The organism is Bradyrhizobium sp. USDA 4504, assembly GCF_054063995.1.
Genome location: NZ_JBSSGV010000001.1, coordinates 4,484,930 through 4,509,714, shown reverse-complemented (window position 1 = coordinate 4,509,714; position 24,785 = coordinate 4,484,930). Strand labels below are relative to the sequence as shown.

23 protein-coding genes and 1 pseudogene are annotated in these 24,785 nt (G+C 64.8%); 17 read left to right on the top strand and 7 right to left on the bottom strand.

Annotated elements, in window-relative coordinates; translation table 11 throughout:
- Position 1 precedes the first annotated feature (1 nt).
- Together ACVMB1_RS21270 and ACVMB1_RS21265 are read left to right on the top strand one after the other, a co-directional pair.
- A complete protein-coding gene (locus ACVMB1_RS21270; RefSeq protein WP_141339851.1) occupies positions 2–832 on the top strand; it encodes a type 1 glutamine amidotransferase in 831 nt (276 codons plus the stop codon).
- On the top strand, positions 829–2,055 hold the full coding sequence (locus tag ACVMB1_RS21265) for a Zn-dependent hydrolase (RefSeq protein WP_057020601.1): 1,227 nt from the start codon (positions 829–831) through the stop codon (positions 2,053–2,055). Before ACVMB1_RS21270 ends, ACVMB1_RS21265 begins: the two co-directional genes overlap by 4 nt.
- A 300-nt stretch (positions 2,056–2,355) precedes the next feature.
- Here ACVMB1_RS21265 and ACVMB1_RS21260 read toward each other — a convergent pair whose 3' ends face one another.
- Positions 2,356–2,520: a hypothetical protein gene (locus ACVMB1_RS21260; protein WP_158074243.1), complete on the bottom strand. Its 165-nt coding sequence runs from the start codon at positions 2,518–2,520 to the stop codon at positions 2,356–2,358.
- A gap of 267 nt (positions 2,521–2,787) precedes the next feature.
- Positions 2,788–2,985, bottom strand: coding sequence for a hypothetical protein (locus tag ACVMB1_RS21255; protein ID WP_076834229.1), 198 nt, complete (start codon positions 2,983–2,985; stop codon positions 2,788–2,790).
- Between the two features lie 627 nt (positions 2,986–3,612).
- Here ACVMB1_RS21255 and ACVMB1_RS21250 point away from each other — a divergent pair.
- The 4 genes from ACVMB1_RS21250 to ACVMB1_RS21235 are packed head-to-tail and all read left to right on the top strand — an operon-like array spanning position 3,613 to position 7,182.
- Positions 3,613–3,930 carry a DUF485 domain-containing protein gene (locus tag ACVMB1_RS21250; RefSeq protein WP_083715219.1) on the top strand — a complete coding sequence of 106 codons (318 nt, stop codon included), beginning with the start codon at positions 3,613–3,615 and terminating at the stop codon, positions 3,928–3,930.
- Positions 3,927–5,621: a cation/acetate symporter ActP gene (gene actP / locus ACVMB1_RS21245; protein ID WP_076834226.1), complete on the top strand. Its 1,695-nt coding sequence runs from the start codon at positions 3,927–3,929 to the stop codon at positions 5,619–5,621. The genes ACVMB1_RS21250 and actP overlap by 4 nt, the downstream gene beginning before the upstream one ends.
- A 37-nt stretch (positions 5,622–5,658) precedes the next feature.
- Positions 5,659–7,014: a fumarylacetoacetase gene (fahA, locus tag ACVMB1_RS21240; RefSeq protein WP_456849239.1), complete on the top strand. Its 1,356-nt coding sequence runs from the start codon at positions 5,659–5,661 to the stop codon at positions 7,012–7,014.
- Between the two features lie 15 nt (positions 7,015–7,029).
- Positions 7,030–7,182: a hypothetical protein gene (locus ACVMB1_RS21235; protein ID WP_159109497.1), complete on the top strand. Its 153-nt coding sequence runs from the start codon at positions 7,030–7,032 to the stop codon at positions 7,180–7,182.
- Here ACVMB1_RS21235 and ACVMB1_RS21230 read toward each other — a convergent pair.
- Positions 7,145–8,221 carry an AraC family transcriptional regulator gene (locus ACVMB1_RS21230; protein ID WP_456849237.1) on the bottom strand — a complete coding sequence of 359 codons (1,077 nt, stop codon included), beginning with the start codon at positions 8,219–8,221 and terminating at the stop codon, positions 7,145–7,147. The two genes, ACVMB1_RS21235 and ACVMB1_RS21230, sit on opposite strands and share 38 nt — an antisense overlap.
- 249 nt (positions 8,222–8,470) lie before the next feature.
- Here ACVMB1_RS21230 and ACVMB1_RS21225 point away from each other — a divergent pair, with 249 nt between their 5' ends.
- The 8 genes and pseudogenes from ACVMB1_RS21225 (at position 8,471) to ACVMB1_RS21190 (ending at position 16,275) form a co-directional block, all read left to right on the top strand.
- Positions 8,471–9,238 carry an enoyl-CoA hydratase/isomerase family protein gene (locus ACVMB1_RS21225; RefSeq protein ID WP_057020596.1) on the top strand — a complete coding sequence of 256 codons (768 nt, stop codon included), beginning with the start codon at positions 8,471–8,473 and terminating at the stop codon, positions 9,236–9,238.
- Between the two features lie 2 nt (positions 9,239–9,240).
- The gene (locus tag ACVMB1_RS21220; RefSeq protein WP_076834220.1) at positions 9,241–10,452 is read left to right on the top strand and encodes a CaiB/BaiF CoA transferase family protein; all 1,212 of its coding nucleotides are present in this window, start codon (positions 9,241–9,243) and stop codon (positions 10,450–10,452) included.
- Positions 10,453–11,256: 804 nt separating this feature from the next.
- Positions 11,257–11,670 carry a hypothetical protein gene (locus ACVMB1_RS21215; RefSeq protein ID WP_456849235.1) on the top strand — a complete coding sequence of 138 codons (414 nt, stop codon included), beginning with the start codon at positions 11,257–11,259 and terminating at the stop codon, positions 11,668–11,670.
- A 3-nt stretch (positions 11,671–11,673) separates the two neighbouring features.
- Positions 11,674–11,937: pseudogene (locus ACVMB1_RS21210) on the top strand (helix-turn-helix domain-containing protein); the annotation flags it as partial.
- A 216-nt stretch (positions 11,938–12,153) separates the two neighbouring features.
- Complete coding sequence (locus ACVMB1_RS21205; protein WP_456849233.1) at positions 12,154–13,404, top strand: acetyl-CoA C-acetyltransferase; 1,251 nt, start codon at positions 12,154–12,156, stop codon at positions 13,402–13,404.
- An 18-nt stretch (positions 13,405–13,422) separates the two neighbouring features.
- On the top strand, positions 13,423–14,205 hold the full coding sequence (locus tag ACVMB1_RS21200) for an SDR family NAD(P)-dependent oxidoreductase (RefSeq protein ID WP_028336964.1): 783 nt from the start codon (positions 13,423–13,425) through the stop codon (positions 14,203–14,205).
- 20 nt (positions 14,206–14,225) lie between these two features.
- A complete protein-coding gene (locus ACVMB1_RS21195) occupies positions 14,226–14,993 on the top strand; it encodes a crotonase/enoyl-CoA hydratase family protein (RefSeq protein ID WP_076834289.1) in 768 nt (255 codons plus the stop codon).
- A 121-nt stretch (positions 14,994–15,114) separates the two neighbouring features.
- Complete coding sequence (locus ACVMB1_RS21190; protein WP_456849231.1) at positions 15,115–16,275, top strand: acyl-CoA dehydrogenase family protein; 1,161 nt, start codon at positions 15,115–15,117, stop codon at positions 16,273–16,275.
- Positions 16,276–16,312: 37 nt separating this feature from the next.
- Here ACVMB1_RS21190 and ACVMB1_RS21185 read toward each other — a convergent pair whose 3' ends face one another.
- Positions 16,313–16,990, bottom strand: a complete 678-nt coding sequence (locus ACVMB1_RS21185; RefSeq protein ID WP_456849229.1) for a GntR family transcriptional regulator — start codon at positions 16,988–16,990, stop codon at positions 16,313–16,315.
- 145 nt (positions 16,991–17,135) lie between these two features.
- On the opposite strand from ACVMB1_RS21185, the gene ACVMB1_RS21180 reads away from it, so the two are divergent.
- Together ACVMB1_RS21180 and ACVMB1_RS21175 are read left to right on the top strand one after the other, a co-directional pair.
- Positions 17,136–20,537: a molybdopterin-dependent oxidoreductase gene (locus tag ACVMB1_RS21180; protein ID WP_456849227.1), complete on the top strand. Its 3,402-nt coding sequence runs from the start codon at positions 17,136–17,138 to the stop codon at positions 20,535–20,537.
- 52 nt (positions 20,538–20,589) lie between these two features.
- Positions 20,590–22,044: a short-chain fatty acid transporter gene (locus tag ACVMB1_RS21175; protein WP_456849225.1), complete on the top strand. Its 1,455-nt coding sequence runs from the start codon at positions 20,590–20,592 to the stop codon at positions 22,042–22,044.
- Positions 22,045–22,086: 42 nt separating this feature from the next.
- On the opposite strand, the gene ACVMB1_RS21170 is transcribed toward ACVMB1_RS21175, so the two are convergent.
- A complete protein-coding gene (locus tag ACVMB1_RS21170; protein ID WP_456849223.1) occupies positions 22,087–22,392 on the bottom strand; it encodes a hypothetical protein in 306 nt (101 codons plus the stop codon).
- A 17-nt stretch (positions 22,393–22,409) separates the two neighbouring features.
- On the opposite strand from ACVMB1_RS21170, the gene ACVMB1_RS21165 reads away from it, so the two are divergent.
- A complete protein-coding gene (locus ACVMB1_RS21165) occupies positions 22,410–22,631 on the top strand; it encodes a hypothetical protein (protein WP_168856081.1) in 222 nt (73 codons plus the stop codon).
- A 9-nt stretch (positions 22,632–22,640) separates the two neighbouring features.
- On the opposite strand, the gene ACVMB1_RS21160 is transcribed toward ACVMB1_RS21165, so the two are convergent.
- Together ACVMB1_RS21160 and ACVMB1_RS21155 are read right to left on the bottom strand one after the other, a co-directional pair.
- Complete coding sequence (locus tag ACVMB1_RS21160) at positions 22,641–23,366, bottom strand: formyltransferase family protein (RefSeq protein ID WP_456849922.1); 726 nt, start codon at positions 23,364–23,366, stop codon at positions 22,641–22,643.
- A gap of 38 nt (positions 23,367–23,404) precedes the next feature.
- Positions 23,405–24,763: a hypothetical protein gene (locus ACVMB1_RS21155; protein WP_456849221.1), complete on the bottom strand. Its 1,359-nt coding sequence runs from the start codon at positions 24,761–24,763 to the stop codon at positions 23,405–23,407.
- Positions 24,764–24,785 lie beyond the last annotated feature (22 nt).

Sequence of the window (24,785 nt, the reverse complement as noted above, 5' to 3'; positions counted from 1 at the left end):
CGTGCTGAGGCTGCTCGTTCTCGAGGGCAACACGCTGGCCGGACGGCGACGGATCGCCGAGACGGCGGGCGCAATGCCTGCGGAGAGCTATGCGGCGGTCCTGCGGTCGCTTGCACCTCGCGTCGTCGTCGACATCGCGACACCGGCGGATGCGAGCTTCGCGCTGCCGCAACCGCTCGAAGCTTACCACGGCATCGCGATCACCGGGTCGGCCCTCAATATCTACCAGCGAGAGGTCGAAGCGCTGCGGCAGATCGACCTCGTGCGCGAGATCTTCGTTCGCGGAGTGCCAATGTTCGGCTCGTGCTGGGGCTTGCAGCTCGCCACGGTCGCAGCGGGCGGCGAGGTCGGTCTCAACCCGGCGGGGCGCGAGGTCGGGTTCGCGCGAAGGATCATGCTGACGGCTGAAGGCCGCGCTCATCCCATGCATGCTGGCCGTGCGGCGGTGTTCGACGCGCCGGCCATCCACAGCGATATTGTCACCCGCCTTCCGCAGTCCGCAACCGTCACCGCCTGGAATACCATGTGCGAGGTTCAGGCGGCGGAGATCCGTTTCGGTCGCGGGCTATTCTGGGGCGTGCAGTATCATCCCGAATATCGCTTGCACGACGTCGTCGCCGTCATCCGGCGCTACGGACAGCTCCTGGTTGACGAGGGTTTCTTTGCCGATCTGGACGCGCTCGCGCGTTATGCCGCCGACCTCTCGGCGCTCGAGGCGGACGAACGGCGTGGCGATCTCGCCTGGAAACTGGCACTTCACCGCGACATTCTGAGCCATGATTGCCGGCAGACCGAGCTGAGGAACTGGATCGCATCGCTGGAGCAGACATGACCGCATTGCATGACCTCATCGCGCGCTTTGCCAGGATCGGTGCGACCGACGACGGTGGCGTGTGTCGGCTGGCTGGAACGGCGCGCGACAAGCAGGCGAGGGACCTCTTCTTGCACGAGATCGCCGATCGCGGCCTTGTTCCGAGGATCGACGCGATCGGCAATCTATTTGGCGTGGCGATGCTGGCGCCGGCGTCCACGGACGTCGTCATGACCGGCTCGCACCTCGATTCCCAGCCGACCGGAGGACGATATGACGGGGTCTTCGGCGTGCTCGCCGGAATCCTCGCGGTCGAGGCCGTCAGGGAGCGTTGCCGTGCCAATCCCGGCGCCGCGCGACGCAACCTCGCCGTCGTGAACTGGACCAATGAGGAGGGGGCCCGCTTCCAGCCCAGCCTGACCGGCAGCTCGGTTTTCGCCGGCGCCCTGAGCCTGAAGGATGCATATGCGTGCAGCGACGCAGAGGGCGTCACCCTGGGCGAGGCGCTGGCCGCGATCGGCTATTGCGGGACGACGCCCCTCGAACACAATCCGGTGCGCTATGTCGAGTTGCATGTGGAGCAGGGCGATCGCCTGGAGCAGGCGGCTGGCGACATTGCCGCAGTGTCCGGCGCGTGGATGACGCGCAAGATATCGGTGATGTTCGAAGGCGACTACTCGCACACCGGACCGATGCCGATGGCGCTCCGCCGCGACGCACTGCGCGCAGCGGCCCGGGCTATCGAGGCGCTGTACCAGGAGGTCGCGAGGGAGACTGCGGGCGCCCATGCCTCCGCGGGGCGCATCAGCGTTTATCCCAACTCGCCGAATGTCGTGGCGGGCCGTGTTCGGGTCTGGTTCGAGATCCGGCATGAGGCCGAAGCCGTGGTCTCGGCGATCAGCGATCGCTTTCTGAAGCGAATCGCGCGTGAGTCGGGCGAGATCGGCGTTGGTATCTCGATCGCTGCCGACGAGAGGCGAGCGGGGACCGTGCTTGATCCCGGCGGCGTGGCACTGGTTCTTTCTGTCGCCGCGGATCTCGGTTTCAAGGCCATGACGTTCAAGACCATCACCGGCCACGACGCGCTGGCCATCCAGAAATCTGTTCCGTCCTCGCTGATCTTCGTCCCGAGCGAGGGCGGGCTCAGCCACAATCCGCGCGAGTTCACGGCGCCCGCGGCCCTCGACAAGGGCTACGCGGTGCTGACCGAGGTGCTGTGGAGAATGGTTACCGCGAAGGCGTGAGGCATTTCGGGTGGATGATCCTAAATGGGCGATGAAGGGACACCACCCGACAAGTAATTGATTTGCTGGTGGGTCCGGCGGGACTCGAATCTGCAACCAGACCGTATGAGCGACGATCGCGTTTCTTCGCGAGGAAAGCCGACCAAGGCGAAGCGGACCGCCGAGATCGGTTTGGACCCATATGACGGACCTCGTGCGCATTGAGCCCAGTTACGGAACCAGTATCGCAATCGATAAACTTCGATTTGCTCTGCAAGCCTTTCTTTTGAACGAGCCGATAAACGCTTCGGGCACGAAGGATTATTTCGGGATGATGTTGAGCAGGAATTCGGCGATGGTCTGCTCTTTGGCTTTGCCGGCGTAGACTGCAACGGCCGGCCACGGCGATGCCGCAGAAGAAGCCATAGCCGCGGCGGGCGGATAACGGTAGTCATCCCTTAATGATGAGGCGCCCCAGGAACGCATTGCAGGCCCGCTCGGCTTCAGCGAACGAACTGAAGGGAGACCCGGATACGTGAGCCGCTGGCATATTCAGAAAGTCGGGGCGATATGATGCAACAAAGCCCGGCTCTCCATGCAATCCAGGTCCACTCCGGCTCTCGTTGCTGATGACGAATGAATAGTCGTCGCTGCTTGCGATCCAAATCTCCAGTTCAGTATCGACTCGGCGGAAGTGCAGGGCCATTTCACCCTCACAAACTTTGGTCCTCCGTGATCATCCACATGGGACGCTTAGTCTGCTTTTGTGCGGTTGGCCGCTTCTGCCTCCCGCGCCAGCCGTTCGGCCTTTAGGCGCTCTCGATTATCATGGACCGCTTTTTGCGCTTTGGCGTAATCCGTCATAGCATCCTTCGGCCTGACAGTTTTGAATGCCTTGTTTGCTTCGCGTTCCGCAGCCGTCGGCGCCCGTCGGTCTCGCTCTTTAATCATTGTTGACCTCCCATTTGGGCTGACTCATTCAACGCGCGAAGCAAGCTTTCGATCCTATTATGGGGCAATGATCTTGAGGCTGTGATCATTTTAGATTTCTGTCGCGGCGTACCCTTGTGAAACCGCTCCGGCCTTTTGATGAGCTTGCGCTTGCGGCTGGCCTGATCGTCTTGGCTGGCTGTACTGTCGGTCACCTTGTGGATTGCGTCGCCTGCCAATTCGCGGGCGCGCTCCCTGGGGCTGTGCCGTTCAGCGCGCAGCGCCGTGGGCGATACAGTTAGCTCGAACTCGATGAGCCGGCGGACGTCCTCAGAGCGGCCGGGAGTATCGTCCTGCTTTGCCGCCCAGGCATCGACGACAGCCCGTAGGTCGGCTGACAGGCGAATTACGACTGTCCGGCTTGTGCATCGTCCCGGGATGTCGAGACAGGCGATGGCGCGACAATCGCGGCGCACCCAGCATGGCATGAAATCACCCGGAGTTTGGCAGGATATCACCTTGCCGGATGTGGTCCGGATTCTAATGCTCAGAGCCTCGGAACAGAGACGTCCTGAGCCCCGAATCCCTGCGGCGCAACGCACGCGGAAGGACGCGACGGTCGGAAAATGTCTCTGAGGGAGGAATCGGATGCCACAACTGTCGCCCGAGCGCACGCGAAAAATCCTTGCCGATAGCGCGTTCAGAGAGCTCGTCTCAGGCCGCGCGAGGTTGCGATGGTGGCTCTCCATCCTGACGCTGGTCATGTTCTTCGGCTTCATCGCGCTGATCTCGACCGCGAAAGCCGCGCTCGGCGCGAGTTTCGCCGGCAGCGCGATGCCGCTCGGCTTCGCGCTCGCCCTTCTCATGGTTGCGGCGATCATCGCTTTCACCGCCTTCTATGTTCAGCGCTCGAACACGCGCTTCGACGAACTCGCGCGCAGAGTCAATCGGGAGCTCGGCCGATGATCGCCAGATGGCTGCTGATCGCACTTTGCGTGGTGTTTCCATTCGCGGCGATGGCCCAGGGCGCGTCCGCCGCGGCGGCGCGTGGGCCCGACTGGATCGCGATCGGAATGTTCCTGATTATCGTCGCCGTCACGCTCGTCATCACCTGGCGCTCGGCCGGCAGCACCGGATCGAAGGCGGGCTTCTACACCGCCGGACACGCGATCACGCCGGTGCAGAACGGTCTGGCGACCGCTGGCGATTTCCTGTCGGCGGCCGCATTTCTCGGCATATCCGCGCTGGTCTACGCCAACGGCTTCGACGGCTTCATTTACGCGCTCGGCTTTCTCACGGGATGGCCGATAGTGCTGTTCCTGATGTCGGAGCGTATGCGCAATCTGGGCAGCTACACCTTCGCGGATGCCGCCGCGTTTCGCCTGCAGCGGACGCCGGTCCGGCTCGTCGCCGCGACCGGAAGTCTCGTCGTTGTGCTGTTCTACCTGATCGCGCAGCTGATCGGCGCGGGCAAGGTGATCCAGCTGCTTTTCGGCATCAACTACATCTTCGCCGTGCTCGGCGTCGGCGTGCTGATGATCCTTTATGTGATCGTGGGCGGCATGCAGGCGACCACTTGGGTTCAGATCACCAAGGCAGTGCTGCTGCTGTGCGGCGGAACGCTGCTCGCGCTGGCTGCCCTGTGGCATTTCGAGTTCAGCCTTGGACGGCTGCTGGAGGCCGCAAGCCACGTCCATCCCAAGGGAGCCGCTATTCTGGTCCCCGGCGGACTGTTCGCCGAACCGGTGTCCGCCATCTCGCTCGGCCTCGCGCTAGTGTTCGGCACTGCCGGCCTGCCGCATATCCTTATGCGGTTCTTCACGGTGAAGGACGCCGCCGCGGCCCGCAAATCGGTGTTCTATGCGACGGCCTGCGTCGCGTATTTCTGCTGGATCATTCCGGTGCTGGGCTTTGCCGCCGCAGCGATCCTTATGACGGATCCGAGCTATTTCAATGTCGCGGCATCCGGGCAGTTCAACAAGATCGCCGATCTGGTTGGCGGGCCGAACATGGCGTCGATCCATCTCGCCCACGCGATGGGCGGTCCGCTGCTGCTCGGATTCATCTCCGCGGTGGCATTCGCGACCATCCTTGCCGTCGTCGCCGGCCTGACGCTCGCCGGCGCCTCCGCCGTCAGTCATGACATCTACGGCCAGGTGCTGGCCGGCGGCAAGGCATCCGAAGCGCGCGAACTGCTGGTCTCGAAGGTCTCGGCTGTGGCCATCGGCGTCGTTGCGGTTCTGCTGGCCTACGCCTTCGAGAACCAGAACGTGGCGTTCATGGCCGGACTTGCGTTGTCGGTGGCCGCGAGCTGCAATTTTCCGGTGCTGGCGATGGCGATGTTCTGGCGTGGCACCACGACGCGCGGCGCCGTCGCCGGCGGTCTCGCGGGCCTCGTCGCGTCGGTCGTGCTGGTCGTGCTGAGCAAGACGGTCTGGATCGCCGTCCTCGGCTTTCCGACGGCGCTGTTCCCCTACGACAATCCGGCTCTGGTCTCGATGCCGCTCGCCTTCCTGTTCGTCTGGCTGTTCTCGGTAACGGATCGCAGCGAGCGCGCTGCGCGCGAACGCGAGGCGTTTGCGGCGCAGTTCATCCAATCCGAGATCGGAGCGGCTTTGGCCAGCGAGCGGCCGGCTCTCGCAGCCGCAGCCTCGTGACAATGGACGGCACGGATCGAGGAACCTGGAAGGCAGCATGACCAACGCAGTTCAACTCGACGAGACCCACGACCCGGCACGGCGGAGTTTTGTCGAGACGGCAAACGGCAGCGCGACCGACTTCCCGATCCAGAATCTGCCGCTTGGCATCTTCAGCACCGCGGCCGATCCGCAGCCCCGGATCGGCACCGCGATCGGAGATTTCGTCTTCGACTTGAAGCGAGCGCTCGGTTCCGATGAGCACCTCGCGGCGCCGATCCGCCAGGCGCTCCAGCAAGGCACGCTCAATGCGCTGTTCGCGCTCGGACCTATGGCGATGCGGGAGCTGCGCCGCCGCGCCGCCGATCTGCTGGGGCAGGGCAGCGCGGCCAATGACACCAGGCGCCGCGCCTCCGAATTGCTGACGTCGATCGCGGATGCGACGCTGCATCTGCCCACACGCATCTCGAACTACACGGACTTCTACGCCGGCATCTATCATGCGCGGGCGGCGGGCGCGCTGCTGACGCCGGAAAATCCGCTTCCCGCGAACTACAAATGGGTGCCCATCGCCTATCACGGCCGTGCCTCGTCGGTGCAAGTGGGGCGCGGGATGGTGCGACGGCCACTCGGGCAACGCCCGCCCACGGTGGCGGGCGCAGCGCCGGGCTTTGGCCCGTGCGAACGGCTGGATTTCGAGCTCGAGATGGGCTTCTACCTCGCTGCCGGCAACCGGCTCGGCAATCCCGTCCCGATCGCCGAAGCATCGCAGCAGATCGTCGGCTATTCGCTGCTGAACGACTGGTCGGCGCGCGACATCCAGCGCTGGGAGATGTTTCCGCTCGGACCGTTCCTCAGCAAGAGTTTTGCTACCTCGGTGTCACCGTGGGTCGTCACGTCGGATGCGCTGGCGCCGTTCCGCGTCGCGGCGCTGGCGCGGCCGGACGGCGATCCGCGTCCACTCGACTATCTGTTCGACGCGGCCGATCAATCGCACGGCGGACTCGATGTCCACCTCGAGGTCCTGCTCTCGACCGCGCAGATGCGCGCCGCGAACCAGCCCGCCGCGGCGATTCTCACATCCAATGCCAAATACCTGTACTGGACCCCGGCGCAGATGATCGCGCATCACAGCATCAATGGCTGCAATCTGCTGCCGGGCGACCTGATCGGCACTGGCACCATTTCGGGGCCTAGCCCGGCGCAGCTTTCGAGCATGCTCGAGTTCACCGCCGCCGGATCACGGCCGGCCGTGCTTCCGAGCGGCGAGCGCCGCAGCTTCCTCGAGGACGGCGACGAGGTCACCTTCCGCGGCCGCTGCAGCCTGGAAGGTTTTGCGGGCATCGGCTTCGGCTCATGCGTCGGCAGGATCGGGCCCGCCGATGCCGTGATTGCCGAAAACAACCATGCCTGATGGCGGGAGGGTGATATGGAGTGTCAATCGCTGCTAACCTACGCACAGCTCCAGAACGCGGCGCTCGATCCAGACGACTTCCGCTTCGGACAGCTCCTGACATTTGCGGTCGGGTTATCGCTGCTGCTGGTCACGCGTCTGGCGACGCTGCTGGCCGCTGCGCTGTAGGGTGACGGAAGTCCGACGGCGAGCGGTTGGTCCACTTCTTGAACGCCTTGCGGAAGCTGGTAGCGTCGGCAAAGCCGACACGCTCGGCGACCTGATCGATTGCCAGATGGGTGTTCTCGAGCAACTCTGTCGCAATCGACTGCCGCATCCCGTCGACGATCGACTGGAACGACTGCCCGTCCTCCGCCAGCCTGCGGTGGAACGTTCGCAACGACAGCCCGAGCTTGGATGCGATCTCCGGCGCGCCCGCAAATCGGCTGGGGCTGTTGAGACAGGCGGCTCTGATCCGCCTGACTAGCTCGGATTCGCCGGGCCGCTCGGTCAAGACGACGTCGCAGAGCTGCTGGCAGATCTTCGCGGTGATCGGGTTCGCGTTGGGGCAGGGCAGATCGAGCACCTTGGCTTCGAAATGCCATTCCATGCGATCGGCGCCGAAGTCGATCGGGCAGTTGAACATCCGCTCGTAGTTGCGCCAGTGCACGGGTGCGGCAAACGGAAAGATCATCCTCTTGCTCGGGAACGGCGACTCGAGGATGCGGCTGAACACCGCGGTCATCGAGCTGCGCCAGAATTCCGCGGCGAACGGCAGCAGCTCGCCGAGCGGGTCGAGCCCATGGCTGCGAAGGATCGCGGTCGTCCCGTGCTCGATCCGGAAGCTGATCTGCCTGACCGCCGGCCCGGCCATGGTGATGTGATCGAGTGAGAACATCAGCGCTTCGCCGAATGTCCGGCTCGACCCCAGCGCATAGCCGTAAATGCCGTAATCGCTGATGCGCTGCCGAGCGCCTGCGAGCAACCCTATATCAGAGCGCTTCGCCAACCGCATCGCGTTGCGGTAGATCGCCAGCCGCTGGCGGTGCGAGATGCGAGCGTGGGGATCCTCGAGCTGGGAGGCATCGAGACCGGTCCGTGCAAACAGCTCCCGAACCGACACGCCCTGCGCCGCCAGCTCGGCGGCCAGCGCGCCGAGTCCGAGCAGGCTCTGCGTCGGCGCATCGGGGTCGCTCGAGATCGGCATCACGATCTTGATCGGCTTCATGGCACTTCCTCCACGTCCGGCTGGCACAGATTGACAGGCCGACGAACGGCTCTTCCGGCCGTTTGGCAATCTTCGACATCATAATTGGCAGAGCTTGACGTTGTCACGTTTGTTATGACGGACGACATTCAAATCATCAGAACAGCGGGATCTGCGCCGGGCAGGCCCGCAGCGAGGAGACGTCTGACCGCCGTGACGCTGCGTCGAAAGCGCTGCCGGCCGGCTTTTGTATCGAGCGGAGGGAACCTGATGACGACAGTACTTCACGAGATGGACGGCAAGGTTGGCGTGGTGACGCTGGCGAAGCCGCCGCACAATTTGCTCGACGACCAGCTCATCAACGATGTGGTCGGCGCCTACCACGCGGTGGTTGCGGCCGGCTGCCGCGCTATCCTGCTGCGTAGCTCGATGCGGCACTTCTGCGCCGGCGCGGAGATGGCGTCCTGGGGAATCGGCACCAAGCTGCACACCGATCAGGCGGGCCTCGAAAAAATCTGGCGTAGTCTCGAGGATGTACCGGTTCCCACGGTTGCCGCCGTCAATGGCGGCGTGCTTGGCGGCGGGCTTGAGCTCGCGCTGACCTGCGACATGATTATCGCAGCGAACACCGCGTTCCTCGGCCAGGTCGAGGTTGCGGTCGGGTTGCTGCCGCTGCTCGGCGGCACGCAGCGCATCGCGCAACGCGCCGGCATCGCGCGGGCCAAGGAGATCGCGATGCTCGGCCGCCGTCACACGCCCGAGGCGTTCGAACGCTGGGGCATCATCAACCTCGTCGTCCCGGAAGCCGAATTGGGCGCTTCATCGATGACCATGGCCCGGCAGCTCGCCGCCGGCCCGACCAAGGTCATCGCGGGCGTCAAGATGCAGGCGAACCTGCAGGCGCGCGGCGGCGTCGCCGCTGCCGACGCGCGACAGGTCGAGATCAACGACATGATCTGGAAGGCCAGGGATCGCCAGCGCGGCGCCGACGCCTTCTTCGCGTCGGGCCCGGCAACAGCTGTCTTCGAGGGAGACTGACGATGTCGGCTGCGCCTCTTCAGGGATTGCGGGTGGTCGATTTCACTCGCGTGCTGGCCGGTCCGCATTGCACCAAGGCGCTGCGTGACCTCGGCGCCGAGGTCACCAAGATCGAGCCGCCGTCCGGCGACATTGGCCGCGCCGGACTGCCTTACGTCGGTGGTATGGGTCTCTATTTCGTGCAGCAGAACGCCGGCAAGCGGAATCTCAGCATCGACCTGAACTATGTTGAGGGACGCGAGATAGTCACCCGCCTGTGTAGGGGAGCCGACGTCATCGTCGAGAATTTCCGTCCCGGCACCTTGGCGCGGTTCGGCTTCAGCTACGACGACGTCCGTGCCTTCAACCCCGGCATCATCTATGTCTCGCTGAGCGGCTACGGGCAGTCGACCTCCTGGCGCAACCGGCCGGCCTTTGCGCCTACCGTGCAGGCCGAGACCGGCCTGACCTCGATCGTGCAGGACCATTTCGGTGCGGCATTGTCGGAGCCACGCGGCGATTCATGCAGCCATGCCGATGTCTATACCGGGCTGCAGGGCGTGATCGCCGTGCTCGCCGCGCTCCAGCATCGCAACCGCACCGGCGAGGGACAGCACGTCGACGTGTCGATGGCTGCGACGATGCTGTCGGTCAACGAGCGCGCCGGCGCGATGATGTCGGGGATCGACACCGACGGCGAGCCTATCGCGCTGTCGGCCAATGAGTCGCACATCTTCGAGATGTCCGACGGCACCCGCCTGACGATCGCCGCCAGCCCGATCTATTCGCCGATGTTCACGCGCTACTGCGCGATGATGCGGCGAAGCGATCTGCTGGCCGATGCCCGCTACGCCACCGCCAGCCTGCGCCGGCAGAACCTCGCGCCGTTGCTCGCCGAAATCCGCGCCTGGATTACGACGTTCGAGAATCTCGAGCAGTTGCAGGCGCAAGTCAGTGAAGCCGGGCTCGCGGTTGGGCGCGTGCGCACCGTCAACGAGTTCGTGGAGACCGATTGGGCCAAGGAGTGGAATGCCGTGGTCGAGGTCGATGACCGGGCCGGCGGATTGGTCCGAATGCCGGGCAATCCCTGGATCTTCAGCCGCTCGGAACTGCCGTCGCCCGGCATGCCGGCCTATCAGGGCGAGCACAATGAAGACGTCCTTGGCCAGCTCGACTTTGCGCCCGAGAGGATCAAGGATCTGCAGCACCGCAACATCCTGCTCAGCCGGCGATAGGCGGAGCTTGTCCGGGCATGGCAAAAAGATCGCTTCAATTGGATGGAGGAGGAATCCGACGACATCGAGCGATCCGCTCCGACCTTCTCGGCACTTTCCGCAACCGACATTTCGCGACGCGAGCCTCCCGAGGCCGGCACCTAACTGGTTCCAACCCTCTCGCAGTGGAATTGCGGGCGAAAGGAGGCCTTTGACGGGGTATCAGGAGGCGACCCCGCGAGTTTGCCTGCCCGTAGGTAGAAAAGAGGGCTTCGAGAATAGTGGGCTTAGCGATGCAGCGGACCAGCGCCTCGAATCCCCGACGCCTTATCGTTAGTTGGTCCGGGCTCGCTCGAAATTTGCCTTGCCCCATTCCGACAAGAGGAAATCAAACTGGAGGTTCAATGCACGCGAGCCCTGGTGCGCCCACCAAGCTTTCATAGCTTAAGTCCGCCCTCGTAGCGGTCATCCCGGCCAGCGGTCGCGTCTGTTCCGGCAACCGCTATCGCCTGCTTCCTCACGCCGCTTCCTGATCTCCCCCCTCAATTGCTCGCGCCTGCGTTTCGCACCGGCCGGCAAATCGTCGGGGCATGTCCGCTATCGCGCGCGGAATTTCGATCGCCGTTCGGCAGCGGTCTGAATCTGACGAAGTTCATCACGACAGGTCCGCGATCACTGCGCTGACAGGCGTTGGGGTGAAGGTGCGGGCTGAGCGCGGGGACGCCCTGCAGCGAGGGCGGTTGACAGGGGAGAGCGCCCACTTTAATCACCTGACTAATTAATCAATTAATTAAAGCCCAAAACCCTAGGGAAAGAATCCGCCTGATGCTGGCCGGCCAGAGACATCCGAAGCTGCTTGCCCCGCGCGGCCGCGGCCTCACTTGGCTGGAAAACAAGGTGCTCGTGCATTCCGTGCGCAGCGGCCTCGAACAGGCTGAGAATGACCTTGCCGAGCCCGCCGCACGCTTTGCCGAGCGCAACGTCGGTGTGATCACCGCGGGCAGACCGAACGCCGGAGCGACCGGCCATCGCGTCAAACCGTCGATCCCGGAAAAACCCGTGCAGCACCGCTGCAGCCGCCCACGCGGAGCGCGCCGCGGACCCCTGCCGCCGAATCCCGCACATCAGTTCGGGCGCGCGAGCGATGCGCGCCCGGCCGTGATGTCGCGGATCGGCGTCTGCCGCCCGAACCAGAGTGGGCTTCGATCACCCGTATGGAAAATGAGGAGTGAGGCGTAAACGATGGGACGTCGATCTGAGGTACTGATGGCGCAAGAGACCACCGGCACGGACAACCGGCGCGTGATCCAGGTGGTGTCGCGCGCATTCGACATCGTGCGTTGCTTCGAAGGTCGAAGCATACGCCTGGGAAATCGCGAAATCGCCGATCGCTGTGGTCTTCCCCGATCGACGGTGTCGCGTCTCACCTTGACGCTTACCCAGATCGGCCAGCTGATCTATCTGCCGCAAGAGCAAAAATATGCTCTCGGTCCCCACGCCGCCGCGCCCGGCGCGCCGTTGTTTGCGCATGGTTGCGACAAGCCTGCCTGCGCCGACGAGCCGCAACTCCGCCAGGTGCCGCGCTTCGGGTACTTCGAAGATCAGCGCAACTCGATTGCCGAGCCGCTTGCGGTGACGCCACACCGTTGATGCCTCGCGGAAACGGCTGGGACTATCGGTACGAGCGCAAGCTAACGAAACATTCGAAGCAAAGGGAAACGCATGTCTGAAGCATACATCATTGACGCTGTTCGCACGCCGCGCGGCATCGGCAAGCCGGGCAAGGGAGCGCTGTCGCACCTGCATCCGCAGCATCTGGCCGCGACGGTGCTCGGCGCGCTCAAGGAGCGCAACAAGCTCGACACGTCGACCGTCGATGACATCATCTGGTCGACATCGACTCAGGAAGGCAAGCAGGGCGGCGATCTCGGACGCATGTCGGCGCTCGCGGCAGGCTACGATATCAACGCCAGCGGCACGACGCTGGATCGTTTCTGCGGCGGCGGCATCACCTCGGTGAACCTCGCGGCAGCGTCGGTGATGTCGGGGATGGAAGATTGCGTCATCGCCGGCGGCACCGAGATGATGAGCTACCAACAGACCTTGGCAGCCGAGCGCTCCAAGGCCGGGCAGCCGGCGCGGATGATGGGTTCGGGCAATCCGGCGCTCGACGAGATTCACCCGCAGTCGCACCAGGGCGTGTGCGGCGACGCCATCGCCACGCGCGAGGGGATCAGCCGCGAGGCCTGCGATGCCCTGGCGCTGACGAGCCAGCAGCGCGCCAAGCGGGCCATCGATGAAGGCCGCTTCGCCAAGTCGGTGATCCCCGTCCTCAACGACGACGGCAGCGTTGCGCTCAATCGTGAAGAATTCCCGCGTCCGGAGACCACGGCTGAAGGCCTTGCTTCGCTGAAGCCGAGCTTCGAGCAGCTTGCCGATTTCGACCTCGGCAACGGCACGACGTTCAAGAAGCAGATCCAGCGCCGCTATCCGGACCTCGAGTGGAAGGGCGTGCACCATGCCGGCAACAGCTCGGGCGTGGTGGACGGCGCCGCCGCGGTGCTGATCACGTCGAAGGAATATGCCGAGAAGCACGGCCTCAAGCCGCGCGGCCGCATCGTGGCCTATGCCAACCAGGGTGACGATCCGACCCTGATGCTCAACGCGCCGGTTCCGGCGGCCAAGAAGGTACTCGCCAAGGCCGGCCTGACCAAGAACGACATCGACGTCTGGGAGATCAACGAGGCCTTCGCGGTCGTCGCCGAGAAGTTTATCCGCGACCTCGAGCTGGACCGCGAGAAGGTCAACATCAATGGCGGCTCGATCGCGCTCGGCCATCCGATCGGCGCGACCGGATCGATCCTGATCGGCACTGCGCTCGACGAGCTCGAGCGCAGCGGCGGCCGCTATGGCCTGGTCACCATGTGTGCCGCCGGCGGCATGGCGCCCGCCATCATCATCGAACGCATGTGATCGCGAAAGGATATTGCCATGAAACTCGATTCATCGGTCGCCGCCGTCGTCACCGGTGGGGCTTCCGGCCTTGGTGCTGCCACCTCGCGCGCGCTGGCTGCGCAAGGCGTGAAAGTCGCGATCTTCGACTTCAACGAAGAGAAGGGTGAAGCCATCGCCAAGGAAATCGGCGGTGTGTTCTGCAAAGTCGATGTCACCTCGGACGAGCAGGTCGATGCGGGCTTTGCCAAGGCCCGCGCAGCACATGGCCAGGAGCGCATCCTGGTGAACTGCGCCGGCACCGGCAATGCGGTGAAGACCGCGGGCCGCGACAAGAAGACCGGCGAGCCCACCCACTTCCCGATCGACGCCTTCAACCGCATCATCCAGATCAACCTCGTCGGCACCTTCCGTTGCATCGCCAAGTCGGCGCAGGGCATGCTGTCGCTGGCTCCGCTGGAGCACGGCGAGCGTGGTGCGGTCGTCAATACAGCCTCCGTCGCGGCCGAAGACGGCCAGATGGGGCAGGCGGCCTATTCGGCCTCGAAGGCCGGCGTGGTCGGCATGACCCTGCCGATCGCGCGCGACCTGATGGCCGAAGGCATCCGCGTCAACACCATCCTGCCGGGCATCTTCAACACCCCGCTGCTGCAGGGCGCCCCGGAGAACGTCAAGGCCGCGCTCAGCGCGTCGGTGCCGTTCCCGAAGCGTCTCGGCATGCCGGAGGAATATGCGCATCTGGCGCTGACCATGATCACCAATGGCTACTTCAACGGTGAAGACGTCCGTCTCGACGGCGCCATCCGCATGGCTCCGCGTTAAGCGATCAGGAGACCAAAGCGATGTCCGAAGAAACCCCGGTCCTCACTGAAGTCCGCGGACCGATACTGATCATCACCCTGAACCGGCCGGAAGCCAAGAACGCGGCCAACCTCGCCCTCTCCAAGGGCGTGGCCGCGGCGATCGACCGGCTCGACGCCGACGATTCCCTGAGCGTCGGCATCATCACCGGCGCCGGCGGCACATTCTGCTCGGGCATGGACCTCAAGGGGTTCCTGAAAGGCGAGCGGCCGTCGATCCCCGGCCGCGGCTTCGCCGGCCTGACCGAGGCCCCGCCGAAGAAGCCGCTGATTGCGGCTGTCGACGGCTACGCGCTCGCCGGCGGGATGGAGATCGCGCTGTCGTGCGACATGATCGTCGCCAGCCGCAACGCGAAGTTCGGGATCCCCGAGGTGAAGCGCGGACTTGCGGCCGCTGCCGGCGGGCTAATCCGCATGCCGCGCCAGATGCCGTTCCGTGTGGCGATGGAGTTCGCATTGACGGGCGAGTTCTTCGGCGCCGAGCGCGCCCATCAACTCGGCATCATCAATCGCGTAACCGATGGCCCGGCGCTCGACGCCGCGCTTGAGCTCGCGGCAGCGATCGGCGCCAACGGCCCGCTCGCCGTCAAGGCATCCAAGCAGGTGATCGTCGAATCCCGGCTCTGGCCGGAAGATGAGATGTGGAAGAGGCAGCAGGAGATCGTCGGTCCTGTCTTCGTATCCGAGGATGCCCGCGAGGGCGCGGCTGCCTTTGCCGAAAAGCGCGCGCCGAACTGGAAGGGCAAGTAGGGCATCGCCTGTTTCGATGACGGGGCGTCGGTTTTGATTGCAGCAGAACCGGCGCTCTAAACTTTTTACGATGCCTCGCCGTACGTCGGTGGGCTTCCACGAGAGCGCTATTGGGTGATTGATGCGCAGCTTTACCGAAGACCAGGTCATTTTCCGCGACTCCTACCGCAAGTTCCTCGCCAGCGAGATCACGCCTCACATGGAGGAGTGGCGGGAAGCCGGCATCGTCGACCGCAGCGCGTTCAAGAAGGCCGGTGACCTCGGCTTCCTGATGATCTGGCCCGAGGAAAAATACGGCGGAATGGGCGACGAGGACTTCCGTTACGAGCAGATCATCATCGAGGAGACCGCGCGCTCGGGCTGCAAGGGCTGGTTCAACACGCTGCACAGCCGACTGGTCGGTTCTTACTTCAAACGCTTCGGCACCGAGGAGCAGCGCGACCGGTTCCTGCCGAAATGCGTCAGCGGCGAGACCATCCTGGCGATCGCGATGACCGAGCCCGGCGCGGGCTCAGACCTCGCCGGCATGCGGTCGACCGCGGAAGACAAGGGCGATCATTTCCTGCTCAATGGCTCGAAGACCTATATTTCCAACGGCATCAATTCCGACGTGGTGATCGTCGCGGCCAAGCTCGCGGGCGCCGAGAAGAAGCATGCCATGGTGCTCCTGATCGTCGAGCGCGGCATGGAAGGTTTTGAGCGCGGCCGCAATCTCAAGAAGATGGGCATGCCGGCGCAGGACACTGCCGAACTGTTCTTCAACAATGTGAAGGTGCCCAAGGCCAACGTGCTGGGAGAACCCGGCAGGGGCTTCTACTATCTGATGGAAGGCCTTGCCGAGGAGCGGCTGATCTCCGCGGTCGGATCGATCGCCAACGGCCGCAAGGCGTTCGACATCACGCGCGCTTACGTGATGGACCGCAAATTGTTCGGCCGGCCGCTCGCCGAACAGCAGAACACCCAGTTCCGCATGGCGGAGATGGATGCCGAAATCGATCTCGTGCAGGTCTATGTCGATCACTGCGTGGCCGAGCACAATGCCGGACGCCTGACCAGCAACATGGGCGCCAAGGCCAAGATGATGTCGTCGGAGGTCGAGTGGAAGATGCTCGATCTTGGCGTCCAGCTGCACGGCGGCGCGGGATACATGGACGAATATCCGATCAGTCGCATGTTTACCGACGCGCGCGTCAATCGAATCCTCGCTGGAAGCTCTGAAGTGATGCGGCTGATCATCGGCCGCGATGTCTTCTCGGAGCACTACAAGAGCATTCTGGACTAGCCGGTCAGCACGACCGGCTAACTGCCTCCGTTCCGCATCAGCCGCGGGCCTGCCGCAGCGGCTCGCGCGCATGCTCCTTCGAGCGCAGCAATGCATCGACGAAGATCGGCTCCCAGGAGCGGATGTGCGTGCGGAGCAGGGCGGTCAGCGCCTCGGTCTCGCCGGCGAGCGCGAGCTCGATCAACCGGTAATGTTCGGGCACTGACGCTTGCTGCCGCTCGTGGCCGGCGCGGGAGCTGATGCCGTAGAGCCGCATCTTGTCGCGCAGGCCCATCACCGTGTCGGTCAGCAGGTCGTTGCCGGCGGCCGCGATGAACTCGCGATGATAGTTGCGGTCGGCTTCCAGATAGAGCTGGACGTCGTCGGTCTCCACGGCCCTGGCGATCTGGTCGGCCCAGCCGCGCACGATTGTTAGATCCTTCGGCGGATTGGTGGCGACCAGCACGGCGGCGTGCAGCTCGAGCACTTCGCGCATGTCGAACAAGTTGCGCAGTTCGGTCAGCGTCGGCTCGACCACCTTGAAGCCGCGGTTGCGCATCGGCTCGACCAGACCGCCGCGGCTGAGCTCGAGCAGCGCCTCGCGCACCGGCGTCGAGGAGACGCCGAGGCTCGCCGCGAGACTCGGCACCGAATACATCGTGCCCGGAAGGCTCTGCCCGGAAATGATCTCGGCCCGCACCCGCTGCACCACCTGTTCTCGCAAATTCTGGTCCATCGGTGGTCGTGGCCGCCTCTCGCTGGGAACTCCGATTCGTCGCTGATTATTACCTAGCCTTGACGCCGCCGGTAGCGTATGACGTAAATGTGTAACGCATTACAAAAATGCGTCACATGGATTGACTGGGATAGGTGAGACGGCGGTGAAACAGCGGCTGCCCGGCTATTGCACGCTTTGTCGCTCGCGCTGCGGTGCCGTCACCGTGGTCGAGGATGGGCGTCTTGTCGGCGTAGAGGTATTGAATAACCACCCGACCGGCGGCGCGCTTTGCGCCAAGGGCAGGGCGGCGCCCGAAATCGTCGCCAGCCCGCGCCGTCTGACCGTCCCGCTGAAGCGGACCCAGCCGCGCGGCGCCGCCGATCCGGGCTGGGTCGAGGTGTCGTGGGACGAGGCCTTGACCGAGATCGCCGCCCGGCTCGGTACAATCCGCGCCGAGAGCGGCGCCGAAGCGGTGGCGTTCGGCGTCACTACGCCGAGCGGCACGCCGATGGTCGACAGTTTCGAGTGGGTCGAGCGCTTCATCCGCGGCTTCGGCAGCCCCAATCTGATCTATGCGGTCGAGATCTGCGGCTGGCACAAGGACTATGCGCATGCGCTGACCTTCGGCCGCGGCATCGGCTTTCCCGATTACGACAAGGCCGATGCGATTATCCTGTGGGGCCACAATCCGGCGCGGACCTGGCTTGCCCAGGCAACGCGGATCGCCGATGCGCGGCGGCGCGGCGCCAAGGTCGTGGTGATCGATCCCAAGCCGAACGGCTCGGGGCAGCAGGCCGATCTGTGGCTGCGCATTCGCCCGGGCGCCGACGGCGCGCTCGCGATGGGGGCGATCCGTCACCTCATCGCGACCGGCAGCTTCGATGCGGATTTCGTCAACGCATGGACCAATGGATCGCTGCTGGTCGATCGTGCGACGGGACGCTTCCTGCGCGCCGACGCATTGTGGCCGGATGGCGCGCCGGAGGCTTTCGTTCGTCTCGATGCGTCGGGCGCGCCCGTGCCTTGCGACACCCGCTACGCGCCGGAGAGCTGTGGCCAGCTGCGTGGCGCGCTGCAGGTCCGCACACGCGACGGCCGGCTGATAGCGGCGGCTACCGCGTTCGAACTGCTCGTCGAGCGAGCTGCGCCATACACGCCGGCGCGCGTCGCGGAGCTGACCTGGCTTCCTGTCGAGGACGTCGACGCGTTCAACACGCTGCTCGCTCGCCGGCCGCGGCTCGCCTACCATTCCTGGACCGGCGTCGGCCAGCACACCAACGCGACCGCGATCGAGCGCACGATTGCAACGTTGTATGCGCTGACCGGCGCTTGCGATCGGCCCGGCGGCAATCGCTGGCCGGTGCCGCCGCCGACCCGTGCCCTCAACGACTACAACATCCTGTCGCCGGAGCAGCAGGCGAAGGCGCTGGGCATTACTGAGCTGCCGCTCGGCCCGCCGGCCAAGGGCTGGATCACGGCGCGCGATTTCAGCAGGGCGGTGCTCGACGGCGAGCCCTACCGGGTGCGCGCGCTGGTCGCCTTCGGCACCAACTTCGTCGTCTCGCAGGGCCATTCCGAGCGCAACCGCGCCGCGCTGAACGCGCTGGAATTCCAGGTCCATATCGACATGTTCATGAATCCGACCGCGGAGAGCGCCGATTTCGTGCTGCCGGCCAGCACGCCATGGGAGCGCGATGCGCTCAAGATCGGATTTGAGATCACGCAGGAAGCTGTCGAGACCGTGCAGTTTCGCCCGCGCATGGTCGAGCCGGTCGGTGAGGTGAAGGCCGATTACGAGATCGCCGCCGCGCTCGCGCTCAAGCTCGGGATGGGCGACTTGTTCTTCGGCGGCGACATCAAGGCCGGGTGGAATTACCAGCTGGCGCCGCTCGGCATCGGTGTCGAGGATCTGCGCGCGCATCCCGAAGGCCGCCGCTTCCCGCAGATCTTCCGCGACGAAAAATACGCCGTGGCGCGCGAGGACCGAACGGTTGCCGGATTCGCGACGCCGACGCGCCGCGTCGAGATCTATTCGGAGCTGATGCTGGGACACGGGTATGATCCCTTGCCCGACCATGTCGAGCCGGTCGGCAGCCCGCTCACGGCAGCGCCGGATGCACGCTTTCCGCTCGTGCTTTCCACCGCCAAGAGCGGCTGGTTCGTTCACTCCTCTTATCGGCACGTCGCCTCGCTGCGGCGCAAGTCGCCCGATCCGGCCGTCGAGATCAATCCGCAGCTCGCCAAGTGGCGCGGCCTTGCCGAAGGCGACTGGGCCGTGGTGGAGACGCATGGCGGTGCCGTGCGCCTGAAGATACGCATCAATACGGCGCTCGACGATCGCGTCGTCGTCGCCGAATTCGGCTGGTGGGAAGACTGTCCGCCGCTCGGCCGCGAGCGTTCCGCGACGGCAGGCATCCACACCCGCAACATCAACGCCGTGCTGCATGACGATGCGCGCGATCCGGTCAGCGGCTCCGTCCCGCTGCGCGCGATCGTCTGCGATATCAGGCGCGACGGCGTCGCCAGTCGCGGCCTGTGGAGCGGTCAGCGGCGTTTCACGGTCGGCGCGCGTCGCGCCGAGGCGGATAATGTCATCGCGCTCAACCTGCTGCCGCTTGACGATGGTCCGCTGCCCGACTTCCTGCCGGGCCAGCACGTGATGGTCTCGCTGCCCGGCGCAACGCAGGCACGGGCCTATTCGCTGACCGGGTCGGGCGATCGGCCGGATGTGCTCTCGATAGCGGTGAAGGGGCGCTTCTTCAATGAGGCGCCGAGTGGCGATGCGCCGTTCTTCATGCCGGATCGTCTGCACCATCTTGCCGTCGGAGACGAGGTCGTGCTGGAGCCGCCGGGCGGCATCTTCACGCCGCCATTGAAGGGGCAGCGGCCGCTGATCTTCCTCGCCGCCGGCATCGGCATCACGCCGTTCATCAGCCATCTCGAAACGCTGCAACGGATTGCCCCACAAGATCGCGTTGGCGAAATCCTGCTGCTCCACGGCTGCCGCAGCAGTCGGGAGCATCCGTTTGCCGAGCGGCTTGCGGAGCTGGAAGCCGGTATTCCAGGGCTGAAGCGTGTGACGTTCTATTCCGCGCAGTTCGCGCAGGACCCGATCGACTCGCATGCGTTGCGCAAGGGGAGGGTTGATCTCGGACAGGTCAAGCCGCTGTTGCCGCGCCGGCCGCTGGTCTACATCTGCGGCTCGCCGGAATTCGTTGCGGCACAGATCGAGGCCGTGACGGCGCTTGGCGTGCCGCGCTTCGACATCTTTGCCGAGAGCTTCGTGTCGCCGCCGTCGGTGCCGAGCGATCTTGCGCCGCGCACCGTCCGGCTTGCGGGCAGCAAGCAGAGTTTTTCTTGGCGGCCGGAGCAGGGGACGCTGCTTGATGCGGCGGGTGCGGCGGGCGTCGCGCTGCCGAGCGGCTGCCGTGTCGGGCAATGCGAAAGCTGCGCGGTTCAGGTCGTCGATGGCGAGTTCACCCATCTCGGCGCTGTCGATGGCAGTGAGGGACAGTGCCTTGCCTGCCAGGCCGTGCCGCTGACCGATCTGACGCTCGCGCTTTGATGACGAACCCGATTGAAGGCAGTAACCGAATTACCGGAAGGGGATCAGATTGATGACGAATGCAACGCACGATCAAACCGTGAGCTTACGAAAACCTGTCGCGGACAACATCATCGCGCGATTTTCGCAAGCCCTGGTAGCATTCGCGGAGCGCTGGTTTCCGGATGCCTACGTCTTCGTCCTGATCGCGGTGATTGCGGTCGCAATCGGCGCGATCCTGCATGGCGGTTCGCCGCTCGCCGTCAGCCGCGCCTTTGGTGACGGGTTCTGGAACCTGATTCCCTTCACGATGCAGATGGCGCTGGTCGCGATCGGCGGCTATGTCGTGGCGATGTCGCCGCCGGTGGCGGCCGTGCTGGCGCGGCTCGCCAGCGTGCCGAAGACCGGGCGCGGCGCCGTGGTCTTTGTCGGCGTGCTCAGCATCTTCCTGTCGCTGCTGAACTGGGGCCTGAGTCTGATCTTCTCCGGCCTTCTGGTGCGGGAGATCGCTCGGCGCACCGACATCAGGCTCGACTACCGGGCGGCCGGCGCCGCCGGCTATCTCGGGCTCGGCTGCGGCTTCACGCTCGGCATCACGTCCTCGGCCGCGCAGCTGCAGGCCAATGCCGGCAGCATTCCGGCATCGCTTCTGCCGATCACCGGCGTGATCGGTTTCTCCGAAACCATCTTGACCTGGCAGAATATGGTCACCGTCGTGATGGTGACCGTGGTCTCTGCTGCGATCTGCTATTTCACGACGCCGGCGCCCGAGCAGGCCAGGACGGCGGAAGACCTCGGCGTTGCGCTCGGCAATGATCGCATCGAGGCCAGGAAGCCGGCGCGTCCGGGCGACTGGCTCGAGTTCAGCCCGCTGCTGACGATCCTGATCGCGCTCCTTGCCGCCGGCTGGTTGTGGCAGACGTTCCAGTCGGGCAATCCGTTGATCACGCTGTCCGGCCTCAACACCTATAATTTCGTCTTCCTCATCCTCGGCATCGTGCTGCACTGGCGTCCGCGCAGCCTCATCGAGTCGTTCTCGAAGGCGATGCCGAGTGTCTCCGGCGTACTGTTGCAGTTTCCGTTCTACGCCGGCATTGCGCAGATCCTGACCAAGGTCCCGAACAGCAGCGGCACGACGCTGTCGGACACGATCGCACACTGGTTCGTCGGCGCCTCCAGCAATTCCACCGTGTTTTCGTTCCTGGTCGGAATCTATTCGGCGCTGCTCGGCTTCTTCGTGCCGTCGGCGGGCGGAAAGTGGATCATCGAGGCGCCCTACATCATGAAGGCGGCCAACGACATCGGCGCGCATCTCGGCTGGACGGTGATGGTCTACAACATCGCCGAGACGCTGCCGAACTTCATCAACCCGTTCTGGATGCTGCCGCTGCTCGGCATCCTCGGCCTGAAGTCGAAGGATCTGATCGGCTACACCTCGGTGCAGTTCTTCATCCATTTCCCGATCGTGATGCTGTTGGCGGCGATCCTGATGGCGACCTTCACCTATCACCCGCCGATCCTGCCCTGAGCGACCTTGGCCGGGCACCGGGATGCACGGTGTCCGGCCAATTCAGCGCTCCACGACCGTCACCACCAAAACTGTGCTGTTTTTCCGCTGGCCGCGAATGAGGCGTCGCGCCGGGCTCTTATCTTTGGTCAGCCATTTCATTGACCGCCGCGCGGTTCGGCCGGATATTGCTGCGCGATACTCCGCGTTGTTCAAGGCCACCGCAATGAGACACGACCACCGCAGCTTGATGTGCGACATGCGAAGCCGCATGCAGCATCGCTGCGTCTCGGCGGCGACCGGCGTCTGTTGTTGTTGATCGCTTCGACAAATCCAAAGCATCCGACAATCTGACTGGAGCGCCGTCATTCGGCGATCGAACACGCATGTCCCAAACCCAAATGTCCCAAGCCTATGTCATCGAAGTATCGGATCGCACCGCTGGCATCGTCGTCAGCGATAGCCGCGGCTTCTGCTTCTTCTCCTCCGACCGCGCCTTTGACGTCCTCGACGGCGGCTATTTCGGCTCCGCGCGCGCCGCGGAGCGTGCTGTGAGGGCGCACTTGCAGCAGCGCCGCGAGGTCCGGGGCCGTGCGACGCGCGGTTGAGGCCAAGTCTCAGGAGGCCGCGGCGAGCGGCGGCGAGACCACCTGTGGTGCCTCGGGCACCTGCATGGCAGTCGTTGCCAGCTGGAAGCGGATGCCGTGCAACGAGCAGGTCAGCGGGATGCCGCGAAAGTCGTCGTGGAAGGCGCGGATCCGGCGCGCCAGCTCACTGGGGTTGATGCCGGTGGGAAGCTCACACATCTCGCGGTACATCTGTCGGGTGCTCTTGATTCCGCACCAGGCGATCTCCAATTCCGCCAACGGCGTGGGATTGCAGGCGAGATCGCGCGACATCCGCCAGAACAGATGGGCAAGCCGCACATAGGCGATCTGTTCGAGCCCGCGCACGCTGATCTTGTCGGGAATGATGAAGGACTCGACCCCGACGATCGGGCCGGAGTCGACGCGCGCGGCCATCACATGGGCCGTTGCGCCGAAGGTGCGGGCACCGTCATAGAGCGCGAAATGCGCCGGCGCCCAGCCGGGATATTGCGGCGGGCCGGGATGGAAATTGTAGGCGCCGTGGCCGAGCGCCGCCAGAATGTGCTCCGGCACGATGACGCTGGCGGTGAAGGCCAACAGCCGGGCCTCGCGCAAGACCTCCGGCTCGATCGCGGCGAGCTCGTCGGCCGTTACCGCGCAGCGGAATGACAGCGCCGGATTGTGTGCCTTCAACAGCTCGGTAAGCGCGAATTGCTGGTTGGCGACGCCGGTAAGAAGGATGATTGTCTTCATGATGTCGATGTCCTTCCCTTGCTCTGTCTTTCCGGCGCTAATCAGCCGTGCTGCCCGGCCATCACGACGACGCTGCCGGCATCGCGGGACTGGCCCACGGTGCGGAACAGGTCGGCCGGCAGCGCCTGCCACGGCGCGATCTCGATGATGCGGTTATTTGCGCTTTTCGCGGCCGATTTCGCCGCGCGGATATCGTCCTGCCAGGGGCAGAGTGCGAGCTCGAGCCGGCCGAACCCGCCGCAATCGGCTGCGAACGCGCCGGTGACCGCCTCGATGCTGGCAGCCATTTCGCGCGCGTCGCTGTCCGCGATATCGCGCATGATCACGGTGATCGCATCATTCGAGGCCGCCTGCGACCGGATCACGATCATGGCGTCACGGCCGCCGCTGCGGCCGGCGCGCCGCGCGGCCCGCATCGCGACGCCGAATTCGGCGTCCGGTCCAAGATCGCTGCTGTCGGTGGGCAGGTCGTGAACGACCGTGGTGTGGCGGGGCGTGCCGGCGTCTTCGGCCGGAGCGTGGTATGAGCGCGGCAGCCAGACGGTGTCGAGCGCCATCTGTGACGATGTCAGGCTCCAGGCCTGGTCGAGCAGATAGCCTTCCCAGACCGCGGGATAGGCGCTCGCGATGTGATGCCAGTTGCGCAGCACCGCTTCGGCGGCGGGCGAACGGGCGAGATAGAGGGTGCGCGCCGACATTTCCCACCGGTTCCATTTGTGAAGCGCGATGTCGCATGCGAGGGACGACGGCAGCATTGGCGGCTCGCTGAGGACTGCGTCGGCCTCGATGAACAGCAGCGGCTCGCGATGCTGCTCCCACATCCGCAGCAAGAAGGCGGATTTCTCGGCTGCGCGCATGTGCTCGCCGTCTGCGGTGTCGATCGGTGCGATATCGCAGGGGATCCGAAATTCGGCCAGCTTGTCGCGGAGAGCGCGGGCATGGTCGTCGCCGCAAGCGCGGGGATAGCAGGAGACCACGCGCAGCGATGCCTCGGACCTTGAGCCTTGCTCGGGCGCGATCGGGCGCCAATTGAGGCCGCCCCACCACATCTCATGCGGGCCATCGAAGCTCGGCCCGATCGTTCCGAAGTCGGTCAACTTGGATTTCAGGAAGTCGAAGGCGGGATTCTCGCCGAAGGGGACGACGACCGCGCAGTTGGCGCGAAGCGACCGGTAAAGCATCTCGGCGGCGGGGCCGCTCGGCGGCTCGACGAGGATGATGACGCCATGGTCCCTCGCCGGCACTGAGCTGGCCTGATGGACGACCGCGGGTCCGAGCCGCTCCGACAACCATGCGAGCCGCCGGCGCTGCGCCGCGCTCATCCGGATGCCGTTCGCCGCCAGCAATTGGTCGAAGTTCGTCTGCAAGCCGTCAGCTTGCGCCGTGTCAACAGAAGTCATGCCCGCACTACCCCTCGTTAAC